Genomic DNA, 12,685 nt, shown 5'->3' on the forward strand with positions numbered 1-12,685 from the left:
AAGCAGCCATGTCCTCAGCACCTGCCGCCGGGAAGCCGGCGGCACGCGGGCCCTCCTCGTGGGCGCCGCTGTCCGCCCGCGTCTTCCGCTCGCTGTGGCTGGCGCAGCTCGGCTCCAACGTGGGCACCTGGATGCAGACCGTCGGCGCCCAGTGGATGCTCGTGCACCAGCCGAACGCGGCCGTCCTGACCTCGGCGGTGCAGGCGGCCTCGCTGCTGCCGGTGCTCTTCCTGTCGCTCCCGGCGGGCGTGCTCTCCGACGTGCTGGACCGGCGGACGCTGCTCATCACGCTCTCGGCGGTGATGGCGGCGCTCAGCGGGGTGCTCACCGTGCTCACGGCCGCCGGGCTGACGACCCCGGCGGTGCTGATCACCCTGACCTTCGCGATGGGGTGCGGCAGCGCGCTCATGGGTCCGGGGTGGCAGGCGATCCAGCCCGAGCTGGTGCCGCGCGCGCAGATCCCGGCCGCCGCCGCGCTCGGCAGCCTCAACGTCAACATCGCGCGGGCCGTCGGACCGGCCGCGGCGGGGGTGATCGTCGCGCTGACCGGGCCCGCCGTCGTGTTCGGCATCAACTCCGTCTCCTTCCTCGGCGTGGTGGCCGCGCTGGCGCTGTGGCGGCGGACGCGGACCACGGCCGGAACCCCGGAGCGGCTGCGCCCGGCCCTGGAGTCGGGCCTGCGGTACGTGCGGCACGCGCCGGGGGTGCGCCGGGTGATGCTGCGCTCGGCGCTCTTCGTCCTCCCCGCCTCCGCGCTGTGGGGCCTGCTGCCCGTGGTCTCCTCGTCCCGGCTCGGGCTGAGCGCGGGCGGGTACGGGCTGCTGCTGGCCGCGCTGGGGGTCGGCGCGATCGTCGGGGCCGTGACGATCAAACGGGTGCGCACCGCGCTCGGGACCAACGTCCTGCTCGCGCTGAGCACCTGCGCCTTCGCGGCCGGCACCGCGGCGGCGGCCGTGCTGCGCGAGCCCTGGGCCGTGGCCGCGCTGCTGGTCCTCACCGGCGTGGGCTGGCTGTACGCGCTGTCCACCCTCAACACCACCCTCCAGCTCGCGCTGCCCTCCTGGGTGCGGGCCCGCGCGCTCGCCGTCTACCTGATGGTGTTCATGGGCGGCCAGGGCATCGGCACGCTGGTGTGGGGGGTGATCGCGAACGAGGCCGGCGTCCCGCCGACGCTGCTGGCCGCCGCGGCCCTGCTGCTGCTCGGCTGCGCGTCGCTGCTGTGGTGGCCGGTCCACAAGGTCACCGGCACCCTCGACCGGACCATCGTCGCCCCCTGGCCCGAGCCCGCGCTCACCCTGACCCCGGCCGAGGCGGCGGAGGGGCCCGTCCTCGTGGAGGTGTCGTACCGCGTCCCCGACGACCGCGTGCCCGCCTTCCGTACGGCGATGTCCGCCCTCTCCGTCTCCCGCCGCCGCACCGGCGCCTCGCGCTGGGGGCTCTTCCGCGCCCTGGAGGACCCCGGCACCTGGATCGAGGTCTTCGAGGTCCCGTCCTGGGGCGAGCATCTGCGCCAGCACGAGGGGCGGATCACGGGGTACGACGCGGAACTGGTCGAGCGGGCGCGGGAGTTGGCCGACGGTACGCCGGTGGTACGGCATCTGCTGCCGCCGGGAACGCGGGAGGGGCCGGGGGCGCCGGAGGAGCCGGGGGCGCGGGAGGGCTAGGACTTCCGGGCCGCGTCCTCGCGGCGGTCGCCGAAGCGGCTCCGGAGACGGCGGGTGGCGGCCTCCCCGGCGAGGATGCCGAGCAGGCCGGCCAGGGCGACCCAGGGCGGGGCGGGTGAGCGGACGCCCATGAGCCAGTACAGGAAACCGGCGAGGACACCCACCGCGACGGACTGCGCCAGCGCGCGCCACCAGGCCCGGTTCACGACACCCACCCGGGTGCGGCGTAGCCGATCAGCATGCCCGCGAGCCCCATGAGGCAGAGGAACGGCGGCGCGGGCGGCGTGACCCGGAGGAGCGCGTACAGGACGCCGATGCCCATGCCGGCTCCGAAGGACACGGCGTAGTCCACCTTGACTCCCCTGATGCACGGCAGGCTGATATGACCGATTTGCCGTCAATTTAGCAGTCAAGTGCGGGGAATCGGGTCAGGTGCACCACCACAGGAAGCGGTCGCAGGACTTGGTCGGCTCCGGGGTCGAGGTGGGGGCGGGAGCCGGGTCGCTGTGGGTCGGGGTGGCCGTCGGGCGCGCGGGGGGCGGGCCGGTGGGGGCCGGGGCCTGGGCGGCCGGTGCCGTGGTGGCGGCCTGCGTGACCTCGGCGGGGGCCTCGGCGGACTTGGACGCCTTGTCCTTGGGCGTCTTGGAGGCGGACGTGGAGGGCGAGGCGTCCGGGGAGGCCGACGCCGAGGCGTGACCGGCTCCGGCGCCCGCGGTGCCCCGGGGGACCGTGGCCGTGGGGTCCGGCCGGGCCGAGCCCGCGCCGCCGTCCGGGGTGGCGTCACCGGAGGCGGCGGGGCGGTCTGTGGAGAAGGGCGCGTCGGTGCCGAGCTCGGCGAGGCTCAGCGCGCCCGCCGCCAGGACGAATCCCGTGGCGATCAGGACGGTACGGCGCCGGCGGCGCCGGTGCGCGGCGGCCTTGCGGTCGCGGCGGCTGAGGTCGGAGTCGGGGTCCGCGTCGAAGTCGTCGTCGTCGTCCGGGACGGTGTCGGGGTCGCCGTCGGGGAGGCGGTCGTCGAGGACGCGGTCGTCGGGGCCGGGCCCGGAGGCGGTGTCCCCGGTGGGTCCGTACGACCCTTCCGCGCCCTCGTGGGCGGCGGGCTCGGCACGGCGGTCGGCCTGCCGGGGGACCCTGACCTGGGCGGACGGCTCCGGGGGGAGAGGGGCCGCAGGCGTGGCGGGTCCCTGAACGGCCTGGGCGGCCTGGGCGGGCTGCCCGGCCTGGGGTGCCGCGCCGGCGTGTCCCTGAGGTGCCGTCCCGTAGGGGTCCGGGGCCGCCGCCGTCCCGTAGGGAGCCGCCCCCACCGGGGCCGGGGCGACGCTCACGTCCACGGGCGCGACGGCGGAGGGCGCGGGGGCGCCGCAGCCTGGGCAGGCCAGGGCGCCGTTGAGGTGCCGTCGGCACGGGTGGCAGTAGTCCATGTCGCGGGAAGACTAGATTCCAGCGGGGTCACGTTCCTAGGCGCGGCTGTGAAGGTTTCGTGCGGGACCGGCCGAGTTCCCGCGCGCCGTGTTCGATCGGGGGGCATTCGGGGGAGGCGCCGCGTCGGCGGAGTGAAGTGGCTCACGTGGCGGCGGAGTTGAACGCCACCCCCGTCAGTTCCGTATGCATGAGTGGCCCCTGTCCCCACGGGCCGCCCTTCGACGGAGGTTTCCTTGCCTGACAACGTCACCTCGTTGTTCCGCGGCACCGCCGCGCACAGCCCCTCGATGGCGGCACTCAGGCGGGGCGGCGACGGAGCGGGCCCGGTGGACTTCTGCATCCCGTGCAACCCGTACTTCCCGACGCCCGAGATGTTCGCGGACATGGCGGCCCGGCTGCGGGACATCATCACGTACTACCCGAGCAGCGCCGACACGATCACCGCCGAGCTGTGCCAGCTGCTCCAACTCCCCCCGCAGTGCGTGGCGATGGGCAACGGCTCGACCGAACTCATCACCTGGATCGACCATTTGCTGGTCCGCGAGTCGCTGGCGGTCCCCGTGCCGACGTTCGGCCGCTGGACCGACCAGCCGATGGAGACGGGCAAGCGGGTGGACATGTTCCCGCTCCAGGAGGCCAACGGCTTCGCGCTCGACCTGGCCCGCTACGGCGAGTTCATCCGCACCCGGGGCACCAAGGTCGCCGTGATCTGCAACCCCAACAACCCCGACGGCGGCTTCCTGTCCCGGCAGTCGATCGTGCAGTTCATGGACGCGATGGCCGACCTGGACCTGGTGGTGATCGACGAGTCCTTCCTGGAGTTCGCGGACGCGGAGGCCGAGCCCAGCGTCGTCCAGGAGGCCATGCTGCGCCCGAACGTGATCGTGCTGCGCAGCCTCGGCAAGAACTTCGGACTGCACGGCATCCGCTTCGGCTATCTGGTCGCCAACCCCGCGCTCGCGGGCAAGGTCCGTTCGATGCTGCCCAAGTGGAACCTCAACTCCTTCGCGGAACACGTGGTGTTCATGCTGAAGGAGCACGGCACCGAGTACGCGCAGAGCCTGCTCCAGGTGCGCCGGGACCGACTGGAGATGGCGAGCCAGCTGGCCGGGCTGCCGGGGCTCACCGTCTACCCCTCGCAGGGCAACTTCCTCTTCGTGCGCCTCCCGCTGGGCGCCGAGGGCACCGTGGTCCGCGACCGGCTGCTCACCGAGCACGGCGTGCTGGTCCGCGAGTGCGGCAACAAGATCGGTTCCTCCAGCCGTTTCGTCCGGCTCGTGGTGCGCCCCCAGCCGGACGTGCGCCGGCTGGTGACCGGCCTGGAGCACGTGCTCTACGAGACCAGGAAGAAGACGGCCGTCCCCGAACTGAGCGCCGGCAACGGCTACAGCTCGGGCACCCCGGCCGTGGACCGGCTGATCAACGAGACCAACGGGGCCGGGATGCGACTGCCCGCGCAGGCGATCGCCGCGGCTCCTTCCCCGGGGCTCCCCACGGCCCCGGCCGCCGGCACCGGTATGCCGCTCCCCGCCGCCGCAGCGCCGGCCGGCGGCGGGATGCCGGTGCCGGCGGCGGCTCAAGCGGGCCCGATGGCCCCGGCCGCGCAGCCCGCCGCCTCCGTACCGCAGCAGCAGCAACTGCCCCCGGCCCCCCAGCCGCCGCTGCCGCCCGCGCCCCAGCAGATACCGGCCGCGGCCCAGCTCCCGGCGCCGCAGCAGCCGTTCGCGCCGCAGCCCCTCGTGCCCCAGCAGGTCCCGGCCCAGCCGCAGATGCCCCCGGCCCCCCAGCCGATGGCCCCGGCGGCGATGGCACCCGCCGCGCCCATGGCCCCGGCCGCGATGGGCCCCACCCCGCCCGGTGTCCCGGCCCGGGGCGGTCTCACCGCCGCCCAGGTGCGCGGCATGACGGCCCCCGGCACCCCGGCCCCCGCCCCGCCCGCCGGGCTGACCCCGGCCCCGGCGACCGGCTGGCCCAGCGCGCAGAGCTGGCCGAACGCGGCGGGGATGGGCCAGCCCGTCTGACGGGACGCGCCCGGGGGCCCGCTCAGGCGCTCAGCCCGCCGTGGGGCACTGCTGCCACGCCAGGTGGTAGACGGTGCTGATGTCCCCGTCCGTCGAGTCCATCGTCACGAAGCTCACCTTGCCGGGCGAGGCGGTCCCCGCGTTCACCCGCAGCTCGGTGTTGATGTTGAAGTTGCGCCGGACCCCGCAGGGCGCCCAGACCAGCTGGGCCCAGTCGGTGGTGTCGGTGGCCTGCCAGTCGTCGTTGTACGCGCCGCTGAAGGGGTGGGTGCGGGCGACGTGAAGGCGGTGTTGTCCGGGGAGACGGCCACCGCGGCGGTGCCCTGCGGACAGCCGGAGCCGTTCACCGTGGCCACGTCGATGACGATCTTGTCCGGGGGCGGGTTGTCGAGGGGCCTGTTCACGCACCCGCGCCGCAGCTGACGCAGCTGCCGCAGCTGACGTAGCTGACGTGCGCACGGTTCACGGGTTCTCCCAGGCCGCCGGTTCCGCCGTCAGCGCGCGTACCGGGTCCGGGAGGGAGTCCGCCGCGAGGTCGGCGAGCGTGACGCCCTCCAGCACCTGCCGCACCCCGGCGCGCAGGGCGATCCACAGCGGGAGCAGCGGGCGGGCCGTGCCGGTGTAGGCGAGTTCGGTCGGGCGTTCGCCGCGTACGGAGACGATCGGGCCGTCCACCGCGCGGATGACGTCCGCGACCGTGATGGCGGCGGCGTCCCGGGCCAGCCGGTAACCGCCGCCCCCGCCGCGCCTGCTGTCGACGACTCCGGCGCGCCGCAGATCGCCGAGGATGCCCTCCAGGAACTTGTGCGGAATGTCCTGGACACCCGCGATTTCCTCCGCCTTCACCGGGCCGTCGTCCCGCCGTACGGCCAGCTCCAGCACCGCCCGCACCGCGTAGTCCGCCCGCGCCGAGATCCTCATGCGTCCATTGTGGGTCGCCGGGGCGTGGAGAATGGCCGGACCCATGCCCCGTAGGATCGCCCGGGAGGATCCACCTTGGCGCTCAGCAGACGTACCTTCAGTGCCCTCACCGGCTCGGCCGCGCTCGGCCTCGCCCTGGGCGGCAGCGGCGGCACCGGTGCACCCTCGGCGTACGCGGCGCGCTCCGCCGGCACCGGCCCGGCGCCCGCTGCGCCCCGCGCCGACGGGGAACGGCACACGGTCGGGTACGACCGGCACTCGCTGCTGGTGGACGGCAGGCGCCTGGTGGTGTGGTCCGGCGAGATGCACCCCTTCCGGCTGCCGAGCCCGTCCCTGTGGCGGGACGTGCTGCAGAAGATGCGGGCGCACGGCTTCAACACCGTGAGCATCTACGTCGCCTGGAACTACCACTCCCCCGCGCCCGGGCAGTACGACTTCACCGGCGTCCGCGACCTGGACCTGTTCCTGCGCACGGCCGCCGAGACCGGTCTGTACGTCATCGTGCGCCCCGGCCCCTACATCAACGCCGAGACCGACGGCGGCGGCTTCCCGGGCTGGCTCACGGTGACCGGGGGCAGCGCGCGCACCGCCGACCCCGCTTATCTGCGGCACGTGGACGAGTGGCTGACGCACGTCAACCGGATCGTCCGCGAGCACCTGTTCACGCACGGCAAGGGCACGGTGCTGCTCTACCAGATCGAGAACGAGTACGACGCCCACGTCACCGAGCAGACCGGCCGGGGCTACATGTCCCACCTGTACAAGAAGGTGCGCGCCGACGGGATCGACGTCCCCCTCTTCCACAACGACAAGGGCCGAAACGGCCATTGGGCGCCGGGCTCCTTCGACACCGGTGGCGAGAAGGGCCGTTGGCTGTACGGCTTCGACGGCTACCCCTCGCCCTCGCAGAACCCGCCGGACTGGGGGACGTTCGGGCCCGGCGGTGCGACCGGCGGGGCCTCCGCCTCGCCGCACACGCCCGGTTTCGTGCCCGAGTTCGGGGGCGGCTGGTTCGACCCGTGGGGCGGGGCCTGGTTCGACGGCAAGGGGTACGCGGAGGCGCGGCGCACCCGTGACTCGGCGTACGAGCGCCGGTTCTATCTGACGAACCTCGCCAACGGGCTGACGCTGCACAACATTTACATGGCGTTCGGCGGCACCTCGTGGGGCTGGCTGCCCGCGCCGGTGGTCTACACGTCGTACGACTACGGCGCCGCGATCGACGAGGCCCGCAACGTCACCCAGAAGATCGCCCCGCTGCACCAGCTCGGCCATCTCCTGCAGCGCGTACCGGACTTCGCCCGGCTGGAGCGGGCCGAGACGGTCAAGGCGGAGGGGCTGAAGGTCTACCACCTGACCAACCCGGACACCGGTGCGCACGTGTACGTGGCGCGCAACGACAGCGCGCACCCGGTCACCGCCGAACTGCCCACCACGGCGGGCAGGCTGCCGATCACCGTGCCGCCGCGCGACGCGAAGATGCTCGCCACCGAACTCTCGCTGGGCAAGCGCAGGCTCAAGTACGCGACGACGCAGCCCGTGCTGCGGATGACGGCCGGACGGCAGGACATCGCCCTGTTCGCGGGCCGCGCGGGCGACATGGCCGAACTGGTGCTGCACTGCCCGGTGGAGCCCATCACCACCCGCCTCGACCCCGAGGCCGGCTGGGCCTTCGAGGGCGACGAGCTGCACGTCAACGCGCCGCTGGGCCCCGCGTCCGGACTGAGCCGGGTACTGGTCGCCGAGGGCGAGAGCGAGACCCCGCTGCTGCTGCTCTTCGCGGACGACGCGACGAGCGTCAAGCTGTTCCCGTACGACACCCCCTCCGGCAGCCTGCTGGTCTACGGCCCCGAACTGCTGCGCCACGCCGAGGTGCACGGCTCCGAGGTACGGCTCACCGGCGATCTCGGCTCCGACTCCATGCTGGAGGTGTGGGGGCCGCGCGGCATCTCCTCCCTGGTGTGGAACGGGCGCAAGGTGCCGACCCGCGTCACCTTCTCCGGCAGCCTGATCACGACCGTCACGCTGCCCGGCGTGCCCGGGGTGACGCTGCCTGAGCTGGGCGGCTGGCGGATGCGGACGGAGAACCCGGAGGCGGACCCCAACTTCGACGACGGCGACTGGAAGACCGCCGACCGCACCACCTCGCACAGCACCACCCCGGTCCCCAGGGGCGGCCCGGTGCTGTTCGCCGACGACTACGGCTTCCACTACGGAGACGTCTGGTACCGGGGCGAGTTCGACGGCTCCTCCGGCATCGAGGAGGTCGCGCTCGCCTACAGCACCGGTACGCAGGGGCTGTTGATGGCCTGGCTCGACGGGGAGCCGCTCGGCACCCACCGGATGCCGGTGCCGGACAAGAACACCACGATCCGCAAGGGAACTTGGGAGGCGACGGCCACCTTCCCCGTGCGCGAGACGCTGCGTTCGCCCGGCCGGCATGTGCTGTCGGTGCTGGTGCGGCGGATGCAGCACGACCAGGACGGCGCGGCGCTCGACACCCACAAGGCGGCGCGCGGTCTGGTGTCGGCCTCCTTCAAGGGGGCCTCGCCCGAGGTGACGTGGCGTATCCAGGGCGGGGTTCCCGACCCGGTGCGCGGGCCGCAGAACAACGGCGGGCTGTACGGCGAGCGCGAGGGCTGGCATCTGCCCGGCTTCCGCGACGGCGACTGGGAGGGCGTGGACTTCCCCCGCGCCGAGCGGCGGCAGGGCGTCACCTGGTACCGGACCGATTTCCGGCTCTGGGTGCCGGCCGACATCGACGCCTCGGTGGGGCTGACCCTGGAGGACGATCCGTACCGGGCCTACCGGGCGCAGATCTTCCTCAACGGCTGGAACCTGGGGCAGTACATCAACAATGTGGGCCCGCAGCACACGTTCGTCCTGCCGAACGGCATCCTGCGCACGCGGGGCGTCAACACCCTCGCGCTGGCGGTGCTTTCGGAGTTCACGACGCTGTCGGGGCCGGGGAAGGCGGGCCTGACACTGCTCGGGCATGCGCTGGGCGGGGTTCCGGTGCGGGAGGTGCCGTCACCCGGTCCATCGGCATGACGTGAACACACCGGTCCGCGTAGGCTCGGACGGTCCGGCCGACGGGTGCTCCGACGGCCTGGCAACCACTGACGTTTGCGGACGGTGCGGTCACCGGCGGGTGCGCGGTCCGGTCACCGGCGGGTGCGAAGGGGAACAGATGGTCGTCGCGGGCGCGCGGGGGGTCGTCGCGGGCGCGCGGGAGTGGCCGGCCCGGCTGGCCGCCCGGCTCGGACCGCTCCGGCCGTCCCGGCGGCCGCGCCTGCCGCGCCGGGCGATGCGCGCGCTGGCCTCCGCCCTGGCCGCCGCCGTGCACGCGCGTCCTCAACCAGTGTGCGGGATAGGGGACTTGTGCGCCGCCCTGTGCGAGGCGATGAGCGCGCGCCGCGACGGCCGTCCGGTCGAGCTGCGCTTCGAGCGGTTCCCGGACGAGCTCGAAGTCACCGGGCTGTGTGTGGAGTTCCAGGACTTCGACCTGGTGATCGTGGAGGAGCGGGCCGAGGCCGTGCAGCAACTGGTGATCCTGGGCCATGAGTTGTGGCATCTGCACGCCGGGCACCGGCATCATCCGCCGGCCGGTGCGGCGGCCCGCGCGCTCGCCGGTGAGCCGGGCCGGCAGAGCCTCGCGCTCACGGTGGCCGCGCGGGACGGTTCGCGCGAGGACGAGGAGGCCGCCGCCGACGACTTCGGGCACCGGCTGGCCACGCTCTTCCGCGGCCGGCTCACCGCGCCCGGCGCGCCCCTCGACCCGGTGCAGCGCTCCCTGGGGTACCGGGGACGCGGCGGGGCCACCCGGTGAGCGCCCGCGTCCTGGCCGACCCGGCCTCGCTGCGGGACTTCTCGATCTCCTTCTGGATACCGACGGCGGTGCTCGCCGCCGCCCTCGTCATCAAGCTGCCCACGATCGTCCGGCTGTGGCGCGACCCGCTGCTGCGCGCGGTCGGCGGACTGCTGCTGCTGGCGTGCGGGGTCTTCGTCTTCTGCTCGCCGTCCACCATCGCCCGGGTCAACCGGCTGACCGGCGTGCCGAACATCTCGGCGCCCTGGTGCTACTCGCTGCTCACCGCGTTCTGTGGCTCGTGTCTGCTGCTGATCATCACCTGGCGCAACGGCCCGGCCGACCGCTCGGCGGTCACCCGGCGGGCCCGCAACCGGGTGGTGTCGGTGTACTGCGGGGTCATCGTCCTGCTGTGGGTGCTGTTCCTGCTGTCCGACGTGCCGGTGGAGCGGCGGCAGGACCTGGACACCTACTACGCGAACACGCCGTTCATGCGCGAGGAGATCCTGCTCTACCTCGGCGCGCACGCGGTGGCCTGCCTGATCACCTCGCGGCTGCTGTGGAACTGGGTGCGCGCGGAGGGGCTCGACGCCTGGCTGCGGTGGGGGCTGAAGCTGCTGGGCGCGGGCTACGTCCTGAACCTGATCTTCGACGCGGCCAAGCTGATCGCGGTCACCGCGCGCTGGCTGGGCCGGGACGTGGACTGGCTGAGCACCGATCTGGCGCCGCCGGTCGCCGCGATGTCCGCGATCCTGATCGCCGTCGGCTTCATCCTGCCGCACGCCGGACAGTACGCCCGCGACCGCTGGCGGGTACGGCTCGCCCACCGCGAACTGCGGCCGCTGTACCTGCTGTTGAAGTCCGCGACCGGTGAGGGCGTGCCGTGCGTGCTGCGGGCCACGCCCGAGCTGCGGCTGACCCGGCGCGAGACGTTCATCCGGGACGTGCTGCTGTCGCTGGCCCGGCACATCGACCCCGCCCTCGGCGCGCGGTCGTACTCCGCCGGGCTGGCCCTCGGCCACCCGCCCGAGCGGGCGCGGGCGCTGGCGGCGGCGGCCGGCATCCTGGACGCCGTCGAGTCCAGGGCCCGTACGCCGGAACCGGCCGCCTCGGCCACCGGTCCGGACACCACGAGTCTGCTCCAGGAGATCGGGGCCGTGTCCCGGGCCCTGCGCAGTCCCGAAGAGATCGAGGCGGTACGCGTCCGTGCGGCCGCCGCACCAGCAGAGAGCGCTGCCGTCCATGAGTGAACGCAAGTCCGCCGTCGTGCTCGGCGGCTCCCTCGCCGGTCTGCTCGCGGCCCGCGCTCTCGTCTCGACGGGCGCGCGGGTGACGGTGGTCGAGCGCGACGTGCTGCCCTCCGGGCCCGAGCCGCGCAAGGGGCTCCCGCAGGCCCGGCATGTGCACCAGCTGTGGTCGGGCGGCGCGCGGGCGCTGGAGGAGCTGCTGCCGGGAGCGGTGGCCCGGCTGCGGGCGGCCGGGGTGCGGCGGGTGCCGATGACGACGGGCATGGTCGCGCTGTCGCCGTACGGCTGGTACCGCCGCTGGGCCGAGTCCGCGTATCTGCTGCCCGCCGGGCGGGATCTGCTGGACTGGGTGATCCGCGAACTGGTCCTGGCGGACGGGGACATCGAGCTGCTGGACGGCTCCGAGGCGGTGGGCCTGACCGGTACGGCCGACGCGGTGACGGGCGTACGCGTCCTCGTCCGCGGCGAGGAGCGCGCCCTCACGGCGGACCTCGTGGTGGACGCCACGGGCCGCGCCTCCCGCGCGACGGCCTGGCTGACCGCGCTGGGGCTGCCCGCCCCCGAGCGCCGCGAGGTGGACTCCGGCCTGGTCTACGCGAGTCGCCTCTTCCAGGCGCCGCCGGGGGCCGGGGAGGACTTCCCTGCGGTCAACATCGAGCCGGACGTGCGGGGTTCGGGCACGAGCCGGGGCGGGGTGCTGATGCCGGTGGAGGAAGGCCGCTGGATGGTCACGCTGTTCGGCACGGCACAGGACGAACTCCCGCGCGCGTCGGCCGACTTCGCCCCCTACGCCCTGACGCGACTGCGCCACCCCCTGATCGGCGAACTCCTGGCGCACGCGACCCCGTTGACCGACGTCACCCTCACCCGCACCACGGCCAACCGCCGCTGCCACTACGAGCGCATGCCCCGCTGGCCGGACCACTTCGCCGTCCTCGGCGACGCCCTGTGCGCGCTCAACCCGGTCTACGGCCACGGGATGTCGGTGGCGGCGAAGTCCGCGCTGGCGCTGCGCGAGGTGGTGACGCGCCGGGGCGGTCTGGGCACCCCGGGCCTGTCCCGCCGCATCCAGAAGGCGGCTGCCCGCGAGACGACCGCCGCCTGGGACCTGGCCACCGGCTCCGACGTCTTCTACCCCGACGCCACCACCGGCCCCACCCTCCGCGACCGCCTCCTCTCCCCCTACCTCGCCCGCCTCCTCCACACCGCCACCGGCAACGGCCGGGTGGCCCGCCGCGTCACCGACGTCACCTCCCTCCAACGCCCCGCGGAAACCCTCCTGACCCCCAGCATGCTGCTGGCCGCGGCCATAGGCCCCCTGAAACCCCCCCTCACGGAACCCCCACTGACAGAAAACGAACGAAAGGCGGCGGGGCTGGTCTAGGGAGCGCCGGCCGCGCCCGCGCGGCGTGATCCGTTACGAAGTCGCCCGCTTCAACCTGCCCCGTTCTGGGCACCGTCCCCCTACCGGCGCTCGCCGCCGGCAACGGGAGGAGGGCGTCATGGAACGTCAGATCCGGGTGCGGGTGAATCGTCGGCCGGCGGCGCCGCGGGGGCAGGAGATCGACCGCAGGACGCCGTCGGGGCGCATCCTGCCGTACT

10 protein-coding genes and 1 pseudogene are annotated in these 12,685 nt (G+C 74.0%); 6 read left to right on the plus strand and 5 right to left on the minus strand.

The window, feature by feature from the left end:
* Positions 1 to 8: 8 nt before the first annotated feature.
* A complete protein-coding gene (locus AB0898_RS19955) occupies positions 9 to 1,664 on the plus strand; it encodes an MFS transporter (protein ID WP_366804262.1) in 1,656 nt (551 codons plus the stop codon).
* Here AB0898_RS19955 and AB0898_RS19960 read toward each other — a convergent pair.
* The 3 genes from AB0898_RS19960 to AB0898_RS19970 form a co-directional block, all read right to left on the minus strand.
* On the minus strand, positions 1,661 to 1,870 hold the full coding sequence (locus AB0898_RS19960; RefSeq protein ID WP_366804263.1) for a DUF1427 family protein: 210 nt from the start codon (positions 1,868 to 1,870) through the stop codon (positions 1,661 to 1,663). The genes AB0898_RS19955 and AB0898_RS19960 overlap by 4 nt on opposite strands.
* Complete coding sequence (locus AB0898_RS19965; protein ID WP_366804264.1) at positions 1,867 to 2,004, minus strand: DUF1427 family protein; 138 nt, start codon at positions 2,002 to 2,004, stop codon at positions 1,867 to 1,869. Before AB0898_RS19965 ends, AB0898_RS19960 begins: the two co-directional genes overlap by 4 nt.
* 88 nt (positions 2,005 to 2,092) lie before the next feature.
* Positions 2,093 to 3,085, minus strand: a complete 993-nt coding sequence (locus tag AB0898_RS19970; protein ID WP_366804265.1) for a hypothetical protein — start codon at positions 3,083 to 3,085, stop codon at positions 2,093 to 2,095.
* 234 nt (positions 3,086 to 3,319) lie between these two features.
* Here AB0898_RS19970 and AB0898_RS19975 point away from each other — a divergent pair, with 234 nt between their 5' ends.
* Complete coding sequence (locus tag AB0898_RS19975; RefSeq protein WP_366804266.1) at positions 3,320 to 5,107, plus strand: histidinol-phosphate transaminase; 1,788 nt, start codon at positions 3,320 to 3,322, stop codon at positions 5,105 to 5,107.
* A gap of 30 nt (positions 5,108 to 5,137) precedes the next feature.
* Here AB0898_RS19975 and AB0898_RS19980 read toward each other — a convergent pair.
* Together AB0898_RS19980 and AB0898_RS19985 are read right to left on the minus strand one after the other, a co-directional pair.
* A pseudogene (locus AB0898_RS19980) lies at positions 5,138 to 5,544 on the minus strand (DUF4360 domain-containing protein).
* Positions 5,545 to 5,569: 25 nt separating this feature from the next.
* Positions 5,570 to 6,028: an Rrf2 family transcriptional regulator gene (locus AB0898_RS19985; protein WP_366804267.1), complete on the minus strand. Its 459-nt coding sequence runs from the start codon at positions 6,026 to 6,028 to the stop codon at positions 5,570 to 5,572.
* A gap of 75 nt (positions 6,029 to 6,103) precedes the next feature.
* On the opposite strand from AB0898_RS19985, the gene AB0898_RS19990 reads away from it, so the two are divergent.
* The 4 genes from AB0898_RS19990 (at position 6,104) to AB0898_RS20005 (ending at position 12,467) form a co-directional block, all read left to right on the plus strand.
* Positions 6,104 to 9,079 (plus strand): beta-galactosidase, encoded by a 2,976-nt coding sequence (locus AB0898_RS19990; protein ID WP_366804268.1) that lies wholly within the window; start codon positions 6,104 to 6,106, stop codon positions 9,077 to 9,079.
* A 139-nt stretch (positions 9,080 to 9,218) separates the two neighbouring features.
* A complete protein-coding gene (locus tag AB0898_RS19995) occupies positions 9,219 to 9,857 on the plus strand; it encodes a toxin-antitoxin system, toxin component family protein (protein ID WP_366804269.1) in 639 nt (212 codons plus the stop codon).
* Positions 9,854 to 11,086, plus strand: a complete 1,233-nt coding sequence (locus AB0898_RS20000; RefSeq protein WP_366804270.1) for an MAB_1171c family putative transporter — start codon at positions 9,854 to 9,856, stop codon at positions 11,084 to 11,086. Before AB0898_RS19995 ends, AB0898_RS20000 begins: the two co-directional genes overlap by 4 nt.
* Entirely contained in the window at positions 11,079 to 12,467 is a 1,389-nt protein-coding gene (locus tag AB0898_RS20005; RefSeq protein WP_366804271.1) for an FAD-dependent monooxygenase, read from the plus strand. Before AB0898_RS20000 ends, AB0898_RS20005 begins: the two co-directional genes overlap by 8 nt.
* The last annotated feature ends 218 nt before the right edge of the window (positions 12,468 to 12,685 follow it).

Source organism: Streptomyces sp. NPDC005435, assembly GCF_040703155.1.
Lineage (GTDB): Bacteria > Actinomycetota > Actinomycetes > Streptomycetales > Streptomycetaceae > Streptomyces.

Coding starts and splice junctions, on each gene's coding strand:
- AB0898_RS19955 (WP_366804262.1), top strand. CDS start 9: ATGTCCTCAGCACCTGCCGCCGGGAAGCCGGCGGCACGCGGGCCCTCC.
- AB0898_RS19970 (WP_366804265.1), bottom strand. CDS start 3,085: ATGGACTACTGCCACCCGTGCCGACGGCACCTCAACGGCGCCCTGGCC.
- AB0898_RS19985 (WP_366804267.1), bottom strand. CDS start 6,028: ATGAGGATCTCGGCGCGGGCGGACTACGCGGTGCGGGCGGTGCTGGAG.
- AB0898_RS19995 (WP_366804269.1), top strand. CDS start 9,219: ATGGTCGTCGCGGGCGCGCGGGGGGTCGTCGCGGGCGCGCGGGAGTGG.
- AB0898_RS20005 (WP_366804271.1), top strand. CDS start 11,079: ATGAGTGAACGCAAGTCCGCCGTCGTGCTCGGCGGCTCCCTCGCCGGT.